This is a genomic window from Rhodopirellula sp. UBA1907, assembly GCF_002337565.1.
GTDB lineage: Bacteria > Planctomycetota > Planctomycetia > Pirellulales > Pirellulaceae > Rhodopirellula > Rhodopirellula europaea.
In genome coordinates this window covers 10560-28429 of record NZ_DDGH01000008.1, presented here as the reverse complement: position 1 = coordinate 28429, position 17870 = coordinate 10560, and the positions used below count along the sequence as shown (strand labels likewise).

Annotated in this window: 14 protein-coding genes; 7 read left to right on the top strand and 7 right to left on the bottom strand. The window is 56.8% G+C overall.

Annotated elements, in window-relative coordinates; all coding sequences use genetic code 11:
* Positions 1-494: 494 nt before the first annotated feature.
* The 3 genes from B2R17_RS02830 (at position 495) to B2R17_RS02820 (ending at position 3014) form a co-directional block, all read left to right on the top strand.
* Entirely contained in the window at positions 495-1697 is a 1203-nt protein-coding gene (locus tag B2R17_RS02830; protein WP_286762759.1) for a glycosyltransferase, read from the top strand.
* Positions 1698-2050: 353 nt separating this feature from the next.
* Positions 2051-2830 (top strand): hypothetical protein, encoded by a 780-nt coding sequence (locus B2R17_RS02825; RefSeq protein WP_008656630.1) that lies wholly within the window; start codon positions 2051-2053, stop codon positions 2828-2830.
* Positions 2808-3014, top strand: a complete 207-nt coding sequence (locus tag B2R17_RS02820) for a hypothetical protein (RefSeq protein WP_286762758.1) — start codon at positions 2808-2810, stop codon at positions 3012-3014. Before B2R17_RS02825 ends, B2R17_RS02820 begins: the two co-directional genes overlap by 23 nt.
* Before the next feature lie 153 nt (positions 3015-3167).
* Here the strand turns inward: B2R17_RS02820 and B2R17_RS02815 are convergent, their stop codons facing one another.
* A complete protein-coding gene (locus B2R17_RS02815; protein WP_286762757.1) occupies positions 3168-4418 on the bottom strand; it encodes a sensor histidine kinase in 1251 nt (416 codons plus the stop codon).
* A 95-nt stretch (positions 4419-4513) separates the two neighbouring features.
* Here B2R17_RS02815 and B2R17_RS02810 point away from each other — a divergent pair, with 95 nt between their 5' ends.
* Positions 4514-5257, top strand: a complete 744-nt coding sequence (locus tag B2R17_RS02810) for a ribonuclease E inhibitor RraB (protein ID WP_008664929.1) — start codon at positions 4514-4516, stop codon at positions 5255-5257.
* Between the two features lie 235 nt (positions 5258-5492).
* Here the strand turns inward: B2R17_RS02810 and B2R17_RS02805 are convergent, their stop codons facing one another.
* Positions 5493-7016, bottom strand: coding sequence for a BBP7 family outer membrane beta-barrel protein (locus B2R17_RS02805; RefSeq protein WP_008664931.1), 1524 nt, complete (start codon positions 7014-7016; stop codon positions 5493-5495).
* Positions 7017-7281: 265 nt separating this feature from the next.
* On the opposite strand from B2R17_RS02805, the gene B2R17_RS02800 reads away from it, so the two are divergent.
* Together B2R17_RS02800 and B2R17_RS02795 are read left to right on the top strand one after the other, a co-directional pair.
* Positions 7282-9471: a preprotein translocase subunit SecA gene (locus B2R17_RS02800; protein ID WP_286762756.1), complete on the top strand. Its 2190-nt coding sequence runs from the start codon at positions 7282-7284 to the stop codon at positions 9469-9471.
* Positions 9472-9911: 440 nt separating this feature from the next.
* Positions 9912-11504, top strand: a complete 1593-nt coding sequence (locus B2R17_RS02795) for a hypothetical protein (RefSeq protein ID WP_286762755.1) — start codon at positions 9912-9914, stop codon at positions 11502-11504.
* 291 nt (positions 11505-11795) lie between these two features.
* On the opposite strand, the gene B2R17_RS02790 is transcribed toward B2R17_RS02795, so the two are convergent.
* The gene (locus B2R17_RS02790) at positions 11796-12581 is read right to left on the bottom strand and encodes a TIGR00282 family metallophosphoesterase (protein WP_286762754.1); all 786 of its coding nucleotides are present in this window, start codon (positions 12579-12581) and stop codon (positions 11796-11798) included.
* A 124-nt stretch (positions 12582-12705) separates the two neighbouring features.
* Positions 12706-14388 carry a 30S ribosomal protein S1 gene (locus B2R17_RS02785; RefSeq protein WP_286762753.1) on the bottom strand — a complete coding sequence of 561 codons (1683 nt, stop codon included), beginning with the start codon at positions 14386-14388 and terminating at the stop codon, positions 12706-12708.
* Positions 14389-14525: 137 nt separating this feature from the next.
* Here B2R17_RS02785 and B2R17_RS02780 point away from each other — a divergent pair, with 137 nt between their 5' ends.
* Positions 14526-15053 (top strand): hypothetical protein, encoded by a 528-nt coding sequence (locus B2R17_RS02780; RefSeq protein WP_286762752.1) that lies wholly within the window; start codon positions 14526-14528, stop codon positions 15051-15053.
* Positions 15054-15202: 149 nt separating this feature from the next.
* Here B2R17_RS02780 and B2R17_RS02775 read toward each other — a convergent pair whose 3' ends face one another.
* The 3 genes from B2R17_RS02775 to B2R17_RS02765 form a co-directional block, all read right to left on the bottom strand.
* Positions 15203-16258, bottom strand: coding sequence for an acyl-CoA desaturase (locus tag B2R17_RS02775; protein WP_286762751.1), 1056 nt, complete (start codon positions 16256-16258; stop codon positions 15203-15205).
* A gap of 376 nt (positions 16259-16634) precedes the next feature.
* Positions 16635-16853 carry a small basic protein gene (locus B2R17_RS02770; protein ID WP_085978436.1) on the bottom strand — a complete coding sequence of 73 codons (219 nt, stop codon included), beginning with the start codon at positions 16851-16853 and terminating at the stop codon, positions 16635-16637.
* A gap of 184 nt (positions 16854-17037) precedes the next feature.
* On the bottom strand, positions 17038-17870 hold an 833-nt coding region (locus B2R17_RS02765; RefSeq protein WP_286762750.1), incomplete at its 5' end, for a DUF4332 domain-containing protein.

Genomic DNA, 17870 nt, shown 5'->3' with positions numbered 1-17870 from the left:
TTGCCAGGTGGAACCTGGCCTACCGGGTTCGCTAAAATCCCGACGTCGTCCACGTAGGCCATGTCTCACATGGCATTGGTTGAAATGCCGTGACAACCGACACTCGCGAAGGAGCATTGGTTAGTGTGCTCGCCTCGCTTCTTTCGAGGCATCGGCTCGAACGCCAGGTGGAACCTGGCCTACAACTGGTCACCATTGCCAGGTGGAACCTGGCCTACTGGGCTCGCTAGAATGCTGACGTCGTCCACGTAGGCCATGTCTCACATGGCGTTGGTTGAAATGTCGTGACAACCGACACTCGCGAAGGAGCGTCGGTTGGTGTGCTCGCCTCGCTTCTTTCGAGGCATCGGCTCGATCGCCAGGTGGAACCTGGGCTACAGCTGGTCACCATTGCCAGGTGGAACCTGGCCTACTGGCTTCGTTACCATAGAATTTATGGTGGTGACCGAGCACGGACGCCGGCCAACAACTCTCCATCCCAACCAGTCTGCCACATGCCACTCCGCCGAGTCCTATTGATGGCCAGTTCGATGCGTGGCGGCGGAAGCGAACTGCAAACCGCGATGTTGGCTCGGCACCTGGATCGCGAACGGTTCGACGTGCATTTGTATTTGACACAGGCGGTCGGTGATCTGCTGAGCACCATTCCGGATGATGTCACAATTCATCATCCGCCCGAATCCTTTCCGCCGCGAATGTTGGATCGAATTCCCGGTGGGATGCTGAAACGACAAGCCGAATGGTTTCGCGATCTCGTTCAGCGGGCTGACGTGGATGTGATCTACGATCGGACGTTCCACATGACGCTGATCGCCGGTCATCCGATCGTCCATCGCGGATCGGCGGCAAATCGTTGGCCGCGTGTTTCGACGATCGTTAGTCCGCCCGATGTGGCATTGCCGTTGGTCGAGAAACGATTCGTGTGGTTGAAACGTCAACGGCTCGCTCAGGCGTACCGGCGGAGTGCGGCGGTGGTCACGGTCAGCGAAGCGGCACGCCAATCCGCGATTCGGTATTACGGATTGCCGGAATCGCTCGTGAAGACCATTCGCAATCCGATCGATGTGAATACGATTCGCGATGCGGCGGGCGCGGACCCGCCCGGTCGAGAACCGGAGGATTCGCTGCGGTTGGTCGTCGTTGGACGAATGACGGAAGAAAAAGGTCACGCGACGCTGCTCAGTGCGATCGGGATTTTGGCCGAGAACTGGCCAGAGCAGTTGCCGACGCTTCATTTTCGATTGATCGGAGACGGGCCGCTTCGCGGTAAGCTCGAATCTCGTTGGAAAGACATGGTGTTGGCGGCTGGGCCAAAGGATGCGATTCACCGAGTCGAGTTCGCCGGCGCGATCCAGCCCGCATGTGCCGAGATCGCCGCGGCGGACGGATTGGTCCTGCCTTCGCATTTTGAGGGGCTGCCGAATGTGGTCCTGGAAGCATTCGCGTTGCAGACCCCGGTCATCGCGACTCGTGCCGGGGGAGCGGTCGAATTGCAGAGATCGCCCGAAGAGCCGACGTGTCACTGGGCCGATCCAGGCGACCCGGGTTCACTAGCGACTGCCGTCCGTGAATTCGCCGAACAGGCTGGCCAGAGAAAGTTGCACGTTGCCAATGCGGATCGTCTGATTCGCGAAAATCACGATTTGCGATCGGCGATCGACCAGATCAGCGATCTCTTGGGGCGGGTTGGAGCGTAGTGCAACTGGCACTTCGACGACCATTGAATGCCCAGACGTCGAGCTGGTTCACCTCGCGTTGTGCTCATTCCACGCTGGTGCGATTTCACCACGAGGCCTGCCCCTCATCTGTAGCGGGGGATGAACACACACGAATCGCCGTGCGGACCCTCACAATCGCTACACTTTCCTTCGAATTGGAGGGTGTCGTCAATTGCGACGGGTTTCAGGCAATTTTGTTGACACTCATTTTTGGGCGTAACTATACTTTGGAATGAAATTCCCGACCTCTTTTCTCCATCCGGAACCGACCACCCATGACCCTACTCGGGAAATCCTTTTCGGTCATAATCCTGCTTCTCAGCGGGGTTTTCATGGTACTGGCACTCGCCGTCAACGCGTCCCATCGCAACTGGCGTGACGTCGTGCTCGGACCCACGGGTTTGAAGGCCCAGATCGAAACCATCGCTCGCACCAACGAACAACTTCGTGATTCAAGAGCACGCACGCAAGCGTCCTTGGATCGCGAACAAGCCGCTCGTCGGACCGCTTTGGCAGCTCTGCAAACTCAGCTGGATCAGTTGGAGTCGCAGTTGCGAGAGAGTGAGTCGACTGTGCAGCAGTTGCAGGCCAAGAGCACTGAATTGGCTCAGACCGACCGGGCTCGTGCGGAAGAGTTGGAGAAAATGACGGCAGACAATGCTCGTTTGCGAGAGCAAATCCGCACCGAGCAACAAGATCGCGACACCTTGTTCGCCCGCACGTTGGAATTGACCGACCAAATGAACAGCCTTCGCGGCGTGGTTCAATTGCAACAAGATCGCAACGATCAATTGCATACTCAGGTGACGCGATACAAAGAAGTCGTCGACGCCGCCGGCTTGAACATGAACGACCCGCTCGATGGTGCTCCGCCGGAACGCAACGGCACCGTCTTGGTCGTCAACCGTCCTCGCAAGTTGGTCGAAGTCTCGATCGGCTACGACGATGGTCTTCGCAACGGTCACTTCTTGGAAGTCACCCGTGGCGGCCGCTATGTGACTCGTTTGAAAGTGCGTGAGACGGAACCCGATCGTGCGGTTGCCGAAATCATGCGGGACTACAGCGAAGGCGTAGTGGAGGAGGGCGATCGTGTCGACACTTCCATCGAATGATGCACCCACGGGCAAACAACCACCAAGTGTTTACACGGTGATGTTGTTGCTGGCGATGTTGTTCATGTTGATCGCGGTCGTCGCGATGTTCGTGGAACTGAATCGCTGGGGACCCGACTACTACAAAACCAACACGGCGCGTCCGACCGTGATGCTGACAACGAACAGCCCGTTCATCGGCTGAGTCTTCGCAGCAGAGAATTGAATCATCGCACCCAGGCCTTCGTGCCTGGGTGTTTTCGTTTCTGCTCTGCCCAGTAGGCCGTTTCGCTTGCTTGCTCCGGTGGCGGCGAGCCTTCGATGTCTGTCAAGCAAAGCAGCGACGACGATTGGACGACTATTTCTCGTCGATCGATCCGCCGGATTCGACGTTGGTTGGGTCCGTCGATCCGGTGATGACTTCCAGCAAACGGTGCGTGAGTTCGGGCGACTTTTTATGCTTCGACTGAGAGGCATCGGTCGGCCAACGTGTAACCGCCGCGGCACCGCCGAGTGGCGAGGCATCGAAACGGATGGTGCCTCCACAGCTATGCACCAGTTTGTGGACCATGGCCAAACCCATTCCACCTTTGCCGCTCGCCCGGTCGTTCTTCAGCGTTTCGAACATTCGGAACACTCGTTCTCGGTGTTCTTCCGGGATCCCTCGACCGTCGTCTTCCACGATAACTTCCGCGGTTCCGTCTTCGGCCACGCCGCCTCGAATAACGATCGTCCCCGATGGGCCGGGGTGGTGTTTGATCGCGTTGTCGATCAGGTTCACCATCACGCGCATCACCGGCGACGAGTTGCTGATGATGGTTGGCAGATCTGATTCCAACCGGACCTCGAAGTCTTCCGGGGCTTCGACGAAGGCGATGGCTTCTGAGACGATTTGGTTCAGGTCGACTGGTTCGGTCGACGTGTAGCTTTGATCGATCCTGGCGTAGGCCAGCAAACCGTCGAGCAAGGATTGCATCCGAGCGATCTGTTTGCCCATTGTCGAGCAGTGTTCCAGCACCGACTCGGGGACTTCCTGTCCGGCTTCTTCCATGTCCTCACGAATCCACGCGGTCAGATTCTGCAAACCACGGAGCGGCGAACGCAGGTCATGAGAGGCGACGTAAGCGAATTGTTCGAGTTCCTGGTTGCTTCGCTGCAACGACTCGTTCACTCGGATGCTGTTTTCGAGCGCCGCGTCGAGCGCCTGCTCGATTTCGATTCGCCGCGTGATGTCTTGGTGGGTCCCGATCATCCGGACCAGGTCGCCGTTGTCATCGTAGATGAAGTCTCCGATCGACTCGATCCATCGATATCCGCCGTTGGAATGTTGAAGGCGAAAGACGTTGAAGTACTCCGTCGGCTGTCCGTCCGTCACCGTTGCGAGCTGGGTGAGTGCGCGGTCGTAGTCGTCCGGATGCAGTCGATCCTTCCAACTCTGAAGCGTCCATTTGTAGTCTGGCGGGAGTCCCAATTGATTGAGAAGCTCTTCGGACACCTCCACGTGAGACGATTTCACGTCGAAAACCCAATAGCCAAGCTTCGCGGTTCGCGTGGCAATGCGAAACCGAAGGTTGGTTTCGATCAGTTGTTTTTCAATGTCCGTCGTCATGGCTGCAAATGTATCATACCAGTGCCCCGCAAGGGGCCACAGCTGTTCAGATCGTTGGTTCTGGCGGGCGTTGCCGAATCTGGTAATCTGGCGGCATGAATGAATCATCCGACGAGTCTGGTTTGGCCTTCGACATCGACGCCCTTTTCTCGCATCTGGTCGACGAGTTGGGAGTTGATCTATCGATCCCGATGGACTGGACCTTCACGCTTCGAGGGACCGACATTGGGCAACTCAAGTCGATCGCCGACACGCTGGACGACTATCAATGCGAACTCGAAGAGGCCGTCGAAGAAATCGATAGCCAGGGTCGTTTGTCGCTCGGACGTCCGATGCTCAGCGTCGTCAAAACGGGAGCTCTCGTTCCCAGCGAAGTGAAGAAAATCGCGGACCAAATGCAGCAGATTGCGAGCCGGACCGGCATCGAGTACGAGGGTGTCGAAGTCTTTGATGCGATCGATGACGACGAGTTGTTCGATTGGTTGAGCTTGGACGAAGCCGTGTGGCGACTCCGGCACTTCAGCGACAGCGGAATGAACCCCGGCGAAGTGTTGCCGTGGGTGTTCCTGCTGATGGGGAACTCATTGGAGCAAATGCAATCGCTCGCGGAAGCTCTCGTCGCCGGCGGGTTCGACAACAGCCAAGCGGACGAAGATCCCGATGAAGACGGACGCTTCGGCGTCTTTGTGTTTCAGGAAGGCAGCAACGACGAAGAACGCTTGGTCGCGGCCCACCGACAGATCACAAAAATCGCGAGCGACCACGGGGCTGAGTTTGAAGGCATTCAGTTTTTGTCAGAAGAGGACTTCGTCGACGTTACAGTCGACTTGGACGGTTGATCAAAACAAGCCACTCACCGGTGCATTGTGCGGACGTATTGTTGGTTGCAAGCGTCGTCGTTTTCAGCCGTGTTGTCAGCGCATAAAAAAACGTGCGAGGATTGAAATCCCCGCACGTCTCGATTCGCTTTCGCCGAGCAGTCTCCGACTTGGAACCCCGGACAGTTATCAAACCGGAGTCCACCCGGCAGAACCTACCGCCTATCAGGAACTGGAAGCTCCTGCCGAGTTCAGCTTAGAAGTCGATGACACAACCGAGGTCGATGCCGTGGGTGTACAAGGAACTGTCCTTGCGTTCCGAAGCTGGCTGAGCCAGTGCAGCGGGTGGCGAGGTGATCGCGTCGCCATTGTACACGTTGTTGATGTTGTCGCCGGCCAACAAAACGTCATCCCAGTAGATGAAGCTGTAGCCAACGGACATCGAAACGTTCGGACGGAACTGGTAAGCCAGCTTCACGTTCGCTTCAGGTGCGAAGGTGAACTTGTCTTCGTCCAGTGCAGTCGTGTTGAACGTGTCACCCAAGGCGAGAACACCACCGTTGGTCGAATCGGCTGGAACGCCACCAGTGGTGAACGTACGCAGGCCGGTGCCACGGTAGATTTGTTCCATGTTGCCCAAGTGAACCTTGGTCAACGTCTTGAACGACCACTTGCCACGATTGATTTGGCTTTCGAAACCAATTTGACCACCGAAGAATCGGTTTTCGGTTTCGATCAAGTCGCTGATGTCGGTACGGTCGCCGACGAGTCCACCCAAGGCATCCGTCGTTTGGATGCTGGTGCTGTTCACGCTCAAGGTATCGTCGATACCGAAGTGCGAGAAACCACCGATCAAGTCGGTGCGGAATCCTGAACCGCTGAGCATTTTCATGCGAGCGTAGGCTTCCGCTGCGTAGATGTCGAGCGAGCTTTCAGCCGAGAACGAACCTTCGAAGTCATCGCTGCCGGCGACTCCCGTGTTCGCAATCAGAATGCTGTTGTCCGACGGGATGTTGGTGTCATAGAACGGGCGACCAAACGAGTTGGCAGCACCGTTGACGATTCCACCCGAGCTGGCGCTTTCGCTGCTTTCGCTGAGCCACCAGAAACGACCGCCGACACCAAAGTCATCGTTGAGGTTCTTGCCGATGTCGATGCGGAATCCGGCCGACAGGTCGCCGCCCAAGGATTCGTCGCCACCGAAGATGGTGGTCGTGCCGGGGACATCCAATTCAGGAGCCGCACCAGCCGCGTTTTGAGTGATCAAAGGAGTGGTCGAGCGAGCTTGTGTGAACCACAGCAACGCTTCGGCAGTCATCCACATGTCATGCTTTTGCATCATCTTGCGAACGGGACGCTTGCGGCATTTGCCACAGTCTCCGCCGCAAGACGATCCACAGCTGCTGGCCATCTCGTAGGAGCTGCCCATGTCGTAGCTGTTGCCACAATCGCCAGTGCTGCATCCGCTGCCGGTGCTCATGGCGTAGGGATCGTTCATCATGGGAGCAGGCGTTGGAACGCTGCTTCCTTGATGGTCGCCAACGAAGGCAACTGGCTGAAGCGATTGAGCTTCGTCGCCGTAGAACGATGCCGCCATGTTGTCCGCGGAGTAGTCGACATCGTCATAAACGATTTCGCCTTCCTCTGCGTTCACTGGAGCAGCACCGGTGTAGTACTGATTGATGTCCGAGTTGCCTTGATCCGCCGCCGAGGCAGATCCAGCTGACAGCATTGCTGCCAACGCGAGCAACTTCCATTTCGTCGTTTTTTTCGTTTCCATTGGTACTCTCGTGTAGTCCGGGAACACGGGATTCATCTGGTTAACTGTTTCGACCAGATTCAGCGGACCATTCAGAACCAGCCCTACCCTAGGAACAGCCGACGCAGATTGCCTGTTTTGAACCCCACCTGTGGTACAAGTTCGCTATCTTTCCTCAAAGTCAGATAAAATGGTGTTTCACGGCGATTGGAGGTCGCTCTACGCGCGCTCTCGTGCGTAAAAATGGTAATTCTTTGCATCGCTTTTCTTTCCGTTGGCCCGCTCGATGTCCGAATCTTCCGCTCGCGAAACGACCAACCCAAACGAATTGGATTCATCCGGTGTCCCGCTGTCCTCCAGCTCGACGGAGGAAACCGGCCCCGACCCGAACTGGACGCCGCCCGATCCTGTTCTTTCCGAAGCCACTGCGCTTGACCCATTGGCACCCAATGAGCCGTTGGAAGACGCCGGCAACGACGTCGAAACGACACAAGAAGCGGTGGTGCGCCGATCCAGCGACCCATCTGCGAATAAGAAGAAGTGGACGAAGGCTTCGAACTGGCGTCCCAGAATGGTCCGTTGGCAACGCCAACTGGCCCGCGTCAACGCTCTCGAATCAACCTTGCAGGCGGAAGACGACCAAACGATTCGAAAACGTAGTTTGGCTCTTCGTTACCGCGCGATGGCGGGTGAGAAACTCTCCGAATTATTGCCCGAAGCCTACGCGCTATGTCGTGAAGCGGGCCGGCGAAGTTTGTCGATGCGTCACTACGACGTTCAGATTCTCGGTGGCATCGCATTGTTCGAAGGCCACATTACTGAGATGCAAACCGGGGAAGGTAAAACGTTGACTGCGACGCTGCCGTTGTATCTGCACAGCCTGGTTGGCAAAGGCGCTCACCTGGCAACGGTCAACGATTACTTGGCCAAACGAGATGCCGAGTGGATGATGCCGCTGTTTGAAATGCTGGGCGTTTCCGTCGGCATCATTCAAACGGAAGACGATCAAGGCGGACGCCGCAAGAGTTACGGTGCCGCGATCACCTACGGGACCGCAAAGGAATTCGGGTTCGACTTTTTGCGTGACCGTTTGTTGTTGCGAGCCCAGAACCGAATGCAAACCGAAATGTTGGGCTCCGGCGACGGTGGATTCAGCAACTCGGGTGACCAAGTCGTGATGCGAGGGATGCACTTCTGCTTGGTTGACGAGGCCGACAGTATCCTCATCGATGAAGCTCGTACGCCGCTGATCATCGGCAGCATCGAAGACACGGTTCGCGATCAGATCATCGAAACCTACAAGTGGGCCGCTGAGAACGCTCCGTTGTTTGAACTCGACGAACACTTCGAAATTGATGACGAAACCAAACGCTACGAACTGACCGCCCGCGGACGCAGCAAGGTCCGAGCGTTGCCAAAGAGCGATCTGGTTCGCACGATGGGTTTGGTTGACATGTATGAGTACATCGAACGGTCCATCAAAACGCATCGTGAATTCCTGTTGAATCGTCAGTACGTGATTCGTCCGAGCGAGAAGGATCCCAACGTCGACGAGATTGTGATCGTCGATGAGTTCACGGGACGTTTGGCGGAAGGTCGTAAATGGCGAGACGGCATTCACCAATCGATTGAGGCCAAAGAGGGCGTTGAGATTAGCGTTCCGACGGGTCAAGCCGCTCGAATCACCGTCCAGGATTTGTTTTTGCGTTATCCACACTTGGCGGGGATGACCGGTACGGCGGCGACCAGTGCGGGCGAGCTTCGAAAGATCTATCGCACCCCTGTCGTTCGCGTTCCTACCAACCGACCGCCTCAACGCATTCAGTTGCCGTCTCGTGTGTTTGGAACACTCAATTCAAAATTCGAAGCGATCGCGAAAGAGGTCGAGGAAATCCACGCGACTGGGCGACCGGTCTTGGTCGGAACTCGCTCGATCGATAAAAGCGTCCTGCTGTCGAAATTGTTGGACGACCTCGGAATTGAGCACGAGGTTTTGAACGCGAACAACGTGGAACGCGAAGCTGAGATCGTGGCCGAGGCTGGTGGTCGTGGGAAAGTGACCGTCGCGACCAACATGGCGGGCCGTGGTACTGACATCAAGCTTTCCAACGACGTCGAACAGATCGGCGGGATGCATGTGATCTGTACCGAGCTCCACGACGCGGCACGGATCGACCGTCAGTTGATCGGTCGTTGTGGCCGCCAAGGTGACCGGGGATCCTACCGCCAATATTTGTCGTTGGACGATGACATATTGAAAGGTGGCTACGGGGCGATCAAATACGAGAAGCTGAAGAAACGCGGTGAAGCGACCAGCGGCAGCGTCGATCGGTTGGCAGCCATGTTCCACAAGGCTCAACGCAAAGTTGAACGCCGTCACTTCCGTGATCGAATGGTGTTGATGCACCACGAGAAAGAACGCAAGAAGATGCAGCGTGAAATTGGACAGGATCCGTACCTGGATACTCCGGACTGATTCTGGGCTCGTTTGGTTGTTAACGGTTTCGTCTTGCGTAGCCGGACTCGCCCGAATTCGGAATTGGCGAGGCAGACCTGTGCGTCCGAATTCTTGGCGAATCAGGCTACTGTTCTTCTCGCCTCGCTTTGTTCCAAAGCATCGGCTGGGTGCCATGTGAGACATGGCCTACGACAACCTGTAGCTCGGTGGTCCCCCCACCGAGACGAGTCTGGATTCTGCTTCAGGAATTCACGGTGGAGGACCACCGTGCCACGGATCGCGTGGTCGCTCTCGCGTAGCCGGATTCGCCAGAATTCGGACGGCGCCCGAGCGAATTGGCTCCGGATACGCTATCGCCGTAGCAATGCGGAACATTCGGTTCAACGAAACGAGCGGCACAACCGATAATACCGGAAAGGTTTTGGTCAATTTCTATCGCCTTCTACGGTCATCGGCTCATGAATTTCGATCGCATGTGGGAAGTCGTCAAACGGAACGTCAATCCGTTCAAGGGTGCTAACAAACCGAAATTGGTTGCTTTGGATCGGTTGATTCAAGAAATTGGCACGAACTTTGGATCGAGCTTTACGCGGCTGCGTGAAGTCGACTGGGCCTACGGCAAATACAACTTCGTGTGGGTCCAGTCACTGACCGAGTCCGAGTACCAGGAATTCCGGGGGATGTGGCTGAGCTGTTTTCAATCCCACAATCGGCCTGGGCCCCACGCATCTCAAGCTGCTGCGTCTCCAAATTTCCACCAGCTCGCTGCGGCTAATCCTGCGCTTCCTGCCACAAAGTTTCCAATTGCTGCGGCGAGTCATCGATTCGCCGATGTCGTCAGCGATGCTGATCGAACTCGAATGCTGTCAACGTTGACCAACGATGACTTTTGGAACGGCCTTCAGTTCTTGAAAGAGAAGTATCAAAAGATTGCGTCGGATCGAAACATAGGCAACCTTCGCAGGGCATTTCTTATCGTTCAGGGCATCGGCAATTCTGCGTCGGACAAGCTGTTTCAAAACAAGTACTTTGGCGAGTACGCGGCCAAAGCCGATTTGATCAACAACATTTATGATGACGCGGCAGCGAACGGACCGCAAAGCAGTTTGGAGAACAAACTGCTGGTCGCCGGTGGACTTTGGCGAGTCGTCAAGACAACGCTTTCACTGGCCTTTGGTGGCATTGTGATGCACGCCACCACCAGCCCGATGAAAGTGCTGAAAAAGTCTCTTGGTGCACTCAATGCACTGGCAGGGATGGTCGCGGGAATCACCGATTTGCTTCTCGGGAAAGATCCAAACTTTCAACCGCTGACGGGGCGTCTGGGGATCGACGCGGCAATCGAAAGGTACAAGAAGAAATTGCTTGGCCCTGGATTGCACCAGGACGGCGACACGATTCGGCGTCAGATGGAAGATGGTCCAGCACGACTGGTGAAGAGTTCTGACATCACGATTTACGACTTGGACAAAGTCCGTGATCTGGTCAAGCGTTCGCTTTGGTGGTGCAAGGTTTGGGAGAAGGACATCCAAGAGCTGCGTCGTGACTCCACCAGCGATTTTGGAAATTCGGCTCTGCAAAGTGATTTGAAAGAAGCTGTCGGCGATAAAGCAGCCGGCGATGTCTCGAAGCTAAACGCTGCCATTGATGCTGAGAAAGCAAGGCAAAGCGAGAAGATTAAAACCCTGGAAAGCAAGGTCGCTAGCTCGAAGGCATTCTACGGCGAACGTCTGACAATCATCAATGATTTGTTGGCCGCATCGGAAACGCGATTGAGCATCGCACGCAAGCAAGCCAAGGCTGCCGCCGCTGGCCACTCGTTTGACATCATGCGGCAAATCGCCGTGGAGGCATCTGCGTTTGATCGATCAAATTTGAGATCTGTCGCATCATCGGATGTTCGGCGTGAGAATAAGGTCTCGCGAAAACCTGTGGCATTGTCACGAAAGAGCATGCTCGAAGAAATCGATCTGGCTGTCCAAAATCGAGATCGCACCCTATCGATTGCATCTTTCACGGGCGGCGATATCGCGTTGGAAGCGGCTGCCTAGCTGGGGACAGAGGACCTATCAGTCGATGCTTCGTTGATTGGTTGAGATTGGAGCAACGTGTTGATGTCGAGATGGACGTTGCGGTGGCAGCAGCGTTTGTTGGGGCCAGAAACGGTTGCCGCGTGCTGGAGGGTGATAGTGGGACGCCTCGCTTTGTTCCAAAGCATCGGCTCGTGCGTCAGGTGAGACCTGACCTACCGTTGGCACAAACCTGTAGCTCGGTGGTCCTCCACCGAGACGAGCCTGGATTCAGTCTAGTGACTCACAGTGGAGGACCACCGTGCTACAGAATCATTGCGTTTCGATTCGATCTTCGAAGCGTTCGATGGAGATCGCTTTGCCGTCGGCGTCGGCTTCGATGATCGCTCCGCACAACCGGACGTCTCGTGTTGCCACGTGGAAGTGCGACGGTTCAAAGCTAATCGTCGCGTTGGTCACGCGTTTGATGTCGCGACCGATGATGCTGTCGTACGGTCCGCTCATTCCAACGTCGCACTGAAACGCAGTGCCACCAGGAAGAACGCAACTGTCCGCAGTTGGGACATGAGTGTGAGTGCCAAGCACCGCGGTGACTCGACCGTCCAAATAACGGCCGAGCACCTGTTTGTCGCTGGTCGCTTCGGCGTGCACATCGACCAAGATACAGCGAGGGTTCTCGACGGCCATTTCATTCAGGGCCGCGTCGACCGCTGCAAACGGGCAGTCGACCGGTCGCATGAAGACTCGGCCGAGCAACGAGATCACACCCAGTTTGCCACCGGGAGTTTGCACCACCGTCCAGGTTCGCCCGGAGGAACTTTCCGGGTAGTTGGCCGGCCGTACGATGCGTTGGCTGGACTGAAGAATCGGGACGATCTCTTTGCGGCGATAGATGTGGTCGCCCATCGTCATCACGTCCACGCCAGCTTCGATCAAACGTCGGTACTGGCGAGGCATCAGTCCCGCACCGTCGGCCGCGTTCTCCGCGTTGATGACCACGGCATCGAGTCGATGTTGCTTGCGTAGTTCTGCGGTCCGCGCAAGCACGCCGGAGTAGCCGGGTTTGCCTACGACATCGCCGAGAAACAAAAAACGCACACGGAGTCCTTGCGGAGAAGGTCGTACCCAATCTGCACGTCATCCCAAATGCCGTGCAGCGAAATCCTGCTGGGCTTTGTCGTTCGAAGGGACGGACTCCCTTCGAACGTGGCCCGGAAGATGACTACCAGCGGAGGCCGAATTTCTCGCCGCCACTCGGACGGTCGTTGCCGCCCTTTAGAGGACCGGAGTGGGAAGCCTTGACCGCCAATTCGCGTGGTGGTTCGACTTCTTCTTCGACCTGCTTCTCGCCTTCCGCAACCGGTTTGGCATGAGCGGCTTTGATCGACAACCCGACCTTTTGTGAATCACGATCGAAGCTCATGATCTTCACGTCGACTTCGTCGCCAACGTTGACCACCGAGCTGACACGCGACACGCGGTGCGTCGCCAATTCACTGATGTGGCAGAGGCCTTCCACACCGGCGGTCAATCGAACGAAAGCACCAAACTCGGCGGTGCGAGTGACTTCGCCCTTGTGGACTGAACCGACTGCAAACATCGACTCGGCCGAGTCCCATGGGTTCTCGAGCAGATCGCGATAGGTCAGTGACATCTTGCCGGTTTGCTTGTCGATCTTGTCGACGCGAACCTTGACGTTCTGGCCTTCCTCGATCACTTCGCTTGGATGCTTGATCCGTTCCCAGCTGAGTTTGCTGACGTGGATCAAACCATCGAGTCCACCGACATCGACGAACGCACCAAAGTCGCGAACGCTTCGGACGACGCCTTCGAGAATGTCGCCTGGTTCGATCTTTTCGAGTTGTTCTTGGCGTTTGACTTCGCGTTCCCGCTCCAGAATTGCACGACGCGAAAGAACCAGGTTGCCACGGCGGGCGTTTGCTTCGGTGACCAAGCAGACCATTTTCTGGTCGACGAATTCGCTGCAGTCTTCGACTCGGTATTCCGAGATCTGGCTGATCGGCATGAAGCCGCGAACGCTGCCGACTTTGCATTCCAGGCCGCCGTTGTTGTGGCCGGTGATGGTGGCTTCGACAACGCTGCCTTCGTCGATGTCGTCCCAGTCCGAAACTTCGGTCGCCTTGCCGGGCAAGCTGCACGAGAACAGTCCGTCCTCGGAGTTAATCCCGCGAACGATCACTTCGATCGATTGCCCGGGCGTGGGCTCTTCGTCGGTAAATTGTTCGAATGGGACGGTGCCTTCGTCGGGACCACCCAAGCTGACGAACACGTTGTCCTGATGGATCTTGATCACTTGAGCGTGAACGCGAGCACCTTCGCCAAGCGGTTCGCGGCGATCAGGCAAGCCAGCGTTTCCACCGAGAATCGTGTCCAAGTCGGCTTCCGCCAACGTGGCTTCGAGTTCCGCCTGCAGATCTTCGCTCAGTTGATCACGAACGTTGGGGACCGCGGTTTTCTTATGTTGCGGAACGTAGGGCTTGTCGCCTTTTTCGCGAGGTTTCTCGCCAGCCAAACGAGGCAACGGGGCGTCTTTGCCGCCCGATTTGCCTTCGTTTTGTTTGCCGCCGCGTTTTGGTTTGTGTTTGACCTTGCCGCCTTCGAGTTGCTCCGTCGAAACCGCTGCGGGAGAAACCGGTTTCGCGATTCCTTGCCCGCGAGCCGCCAGAGGACCGCCGCCGATTCGTGGCAGAGGAGCCTTGTTTTTCTTCGGCCCGGCCGGCTTGGGGCTGCTCGGTTTGGCCTGCTCCGCGGGGGCAGACGACGCCGATTCAGCCGGAGCCGATTCTTGCGAGGCCTGAGTGGCCTCCGCCGAGGCTTCCGGGGCGGGGGCGTCCGAAGTTGGGGTTTCGGCCGTTGCGTCGGTGGATGGTTCGCCGCTGCTCATGGACAGTCAGGGGGGATCTGAGAAAGAGTGAAATGGCAATCGCGCCAAAGGCGTCCCGCAGTCTAGCAATCGGGAGGGCCACTCGGTAGCCTTCCCACGTTCTGTCCCAGCACAATCCACCGACAACCTTCGAGACTATGCCTAACTTTGACGATTGCACGTCTTCTGCCGCATCGAATTCGAGCGACTTGCCGTCCTGGTTGACCGATTTGGACGCTTCCGTGGCCCAACCGTGGATCCAGGCCATCCAGGCCGCGGAAATGCCGGGGTTGGGCGAAGGTCCGGCTAACCGCGAATTGGCAGGTTTGCTGAACAGTGATTCGGCGAGATCATTCACGCCGCTCCAGCGAAGCGGTTTGTGGTTGCTGGCCGGGGATTTGGATCGGTCTCACACAATCAGCCAAAACGAAAGCTCGTCCGAGGGAAGCTTTTGGCACGGGATCATGCACCGCCGCGAAGGCGACTTTGGCAACGCAAAGTATTGGTTCCACCGAGTCGGCCGGCATTCGATCCTGAGCGATTTGTCGGGAGCGTACCCGGAACTGCATGCCGATGCGGATGAATTCGTCGATCGAGTCGCAAACGCCGTGCGAACTGGAAAGGACGTCGAGGAATGCCAGCAAGTCCAGTGGACCGAGTGGCAGTGGCTGATGAACGTCAGTTGAAAGGTTTGTTGCTCGGGGACCGAATTCTTGGCGAATCCGGCCACACCATTGCGAACCACGATCCAACCAACCTGCAGCTCGGTGGTCTCCACCTAGACGAGCAAAATTGAATACTGCGACTTGCTCCAGCCAGCCCTCCAAGCGTCCGGCTACTTCCCGGCGACGCTGGCTTTAGTGGGGCGTTGGACGTCGGTGATCAGTCCCATCATCTCCCAAACGCGAATGATTCCCCAGGACATATCGAACTCGTACCACTTGTGTCCGTGACGAGCCGATCGTGGGGTCGCGTGATGATTGTTGTGCCAGCCTTCACCGTGACTGATCAACGCCACCAGCCAATTGTTGGTGCTGTGATCGCGAGTGTCGTAGTTGCGATAGCCGAACACGTGGCTAAGTGAGTTAACCGACCAAGTCCCGTGCAAAACGAAAACGGTTCGAATGGCGACGGCCCAAACCGTCCATGACAACAGATAGCGATAGGCAACCGCCCAGTCGCCGCCGCTGACGGCATAGCCAACGATTCCGCCGATCAACGAAATGATGATCCCGTGGATTAAGAAGACGAAGAACCAGCCGTCTTTGCGTTCCAGTTTTAGGTAGAAGCGATCTCGCAGCAAATCGCGAACATAGCGTTCGTAATGGCTGGTTTTATCCAGATCCTTGTGCCGGCAAACGACCCATCCCATGTGACCCCATAGAAAGTTGACCAGCGGCGAGTGTGGATCTGGTTGGTGGTCGCTGTGTTGGTGGTGCATTCGGTGAATCGCGACCCAGCGTGCGGGGCTGTCCTGCAGATTGCACATGCCCAAAATCGCGAGTGTGTGCTCCATCCATTTGGGACATTTGAATCCGCGGTGGGTGAGCAACCGGTGGTAACCGATCGTGATTCCGAACATGCCGAAAATGAAGTGCCCGGCGATTCCGGCGATCAATCCCGACCAAGTGAACAGGTAGGAAAACCAAGCTGGGACGAAAGCGGCCAGCGCGACCAAGTGGACCAGCGACAGCACGATCACATATTGCCACATGATTCGAAGTGGCTGGGTTTCTTCGGGGCGAGGAAGGCGTTGAGGGTCGATACCGGATTCGCCAACGGCCATCGCTTCGGTCGGGACGGCTCCCGAACCGTAGTCATTGGACTCGTCGCAAACCAGCTTGTCGCGTTTCGCGGATTCAGGTGGTGCGGGTGCTTCGGAAGTCGACATCGTCAAAACCAGGGTGAATTGGAATTCATGGCCCGATCGGAAGCGAGACTCCCGGATGGGGCGGCTGTTTGCGGACCATGCTAGCTAGCTTTCGAACCGCTCGGGAGGGTGATTTGACAACAAATGCCCCACATCAAGCCCATCCGCTCAAAAAAGAGCCGGCCATTTGGGCGTGCCGCGATGAAATGCGGGCGAACTGGGCATATCCGCACGAAATGCTCGTTCGCAGCACCGACGGCAGATTCAGGACGCCTCCTCTCGGCACGTCCAACCACAACTTGGCACGTCCGATCACAACGCAAAAAAGGCGACACACCGCTTGGTGAATCGCCTTTTGTTGTATTTGCTGGGAAGGAGCCAAACGCTCCGGCCGCGACTACTTCTTCTTTTTGTCGTCGGCTTCGTCGGCCTTTTTGACCTTCTTTTTCTTCTTCAGCGAGACTTTGAGTACACGCGTCTTCGGCATGCCAATGATGCTCGACTCTTCGTTGAATTTGTCGAGATCCTTCATACGCTCGACACGTTCAGCACGCGTCAGGACGTTGCGACTCTTAATGGCCCCGGCTTGCACCTTGAGGCTGCGATCCATGGTCATGGCGAAATGTGTCAAAATCGAGGGGGAATTCGGATGGTCAAGTCGAACAGGTTATCGACAGTTCGATTTGCTGGCAAGTCGTAAGTCCAGCGGTTGGCCGATGTCCTGTCACAATCGGCAACTTTCCTTGGCAGGCCCCCGAAATCGAGTCCGAAAACGGGGGCCAGAATCAATCGGGGCCGGTTTAGGCGGCTTGCAACGATCGGTGTTGGGCGGCGTAGGTCACCCATTCGGTGACTTCTTCCAGATCAGGAAGCTTGCCGCCGCGGGCGATTCGCTTGCCTTCACGCGAATGTGCGATCGCGTCGACTTCGCCAAACAGCGTCACTGGATTCTGCTCGGCCAATTCCTCGGCGGATGTGACTCCGGCGGCGACCAAAAACTGAGCGTCATGGCCTCGCATCATCGGGACGCGGCAAACCAAAGTGGTTTGTTGTTGCCACGCCAACACGGTTTCCGCTTCCACTCGGCGATGGTTGAGCTGCTCGGCAACCTTTTCGGGGTTCGATTTCAGCAAGTCATCGACGGTGTAGATGCCAATTTCATTCAAACGCTCGGCCATTCGGGGGCCGATCGAGGGAGCGTCAACCACGTCGCTGGCTCGTTCCAAGTAGAAACGCAGCTCGGTGGTTTTGTTGGAATCTCGATCGCTTGAGCGTTCTTCCCGTTCGGATCGCTCGTAGCGGTTGCTTCGCGATTCGCGTTCACCACGTGCTTCGCGTTCGGCACGAGGTTCACGTTCTCCGCGTGAGTCACGCTCGGTACGCGAGCTTCGTTGGCCGCGGCTGGATTCGTGATCTCGCATCGAGACGACGCCTTGCGAGCGGTTGGCTCGGCCGCTGCCTGATCCGTTTCCGGATCCTGAACCATTGCCGCTGCCGGAACCGTTTCCGTTGCCCGAGCCATGCCCGTATCCGTTTCCGTTGCCGGAACCGTTTGCGGACGATGATCCATTTCGAGTGCGGCTGCTGGACGAACTGCGAGACGACGAGCGGGTGCGGCTCGATCGTCCGCTTT

Excerpts from the sequence above, each read along its gene's own strand:
- B2R17_RS02795 (WP_286762755.1), top strand. The coding sequence starts at position 9,912 with ATGAATTTCGATCGCATGTGGGAAGTCGTCAAACGGAACGTCAATCCG.
- B2R17_RS02805 (WP_008664931.1), bottom strand. The coding sequence starts at position 7,016 with ATGGAAACGAAAAAAACGACGAAATGGAAGTTGCTCGCGTTGGCAGCA.
- B2R17_RS02815 (WP_286762757.1), bottom strand. The coding sequence starts at position 4,418 with ATGACGACGGACATTGAAAAACAACTGATCGAAACCAACCTTCGGTTT.
- B2R17_RS02770 (WP_085978436.1), bottom strand. The coding sequence starts at position 16,853 with ATGACCATGGATCGCAGCCTCAAGGTGCAAGCCGGGGCCATTAAGAGT.
- B2R17_RS02785 (WP_286762753.1), bottom strand. The coding sequence starts at position 14,388 with ATGAGCAGCGGCGAACCATCCACCGACGCAACGGCCGAAACCCCAACT.
- B2R17_RS02825 (WP_008656630.1), top strand. The coding sequence starts at position 2,051 with ATGGTACTGGCACTCGCCGTCAACGCGTCCCATCGCAACTGGCGTGAC.
- B2R17_RS02810 (WP_008664929.1), top strand. The coding sequence starts at position 4,514 with ATGAATGAATCATCCGACGAGTCTGGTTTGGCCTTCGACATCGACGCC.
- B2R17_RS02830 (WP_286762759.1), top strand. The coding sequence starts at position 495 with ATGCCACTCCGCCGAGTCCTATTGATGGCCAGTTCGATGCGTGGCGGC.
- B2R17_RS02800 (WP_286762756.1), top strand. The coding sequence starts at position 7,282 with ATGTCCGAATCTTCCGCTCGCGAAACGACCAACCCAAACGAATTGGAT.
- B2R17_RS02780 (WP_286762752.1), top strand. The coding sequence starts at position 14,526 with ATGCCTAACTTTGACGATTGCACGTCTTCTGCCGCATCGAATTCGAGC.
- B2R17_RS02775 (WP_286762751.1), bottom strand. The coding sequence starts at position 16,258 with ATGTCGACTTCCGAAGCACCCGCACCACCTGAATCCGCGAAACGCGAC.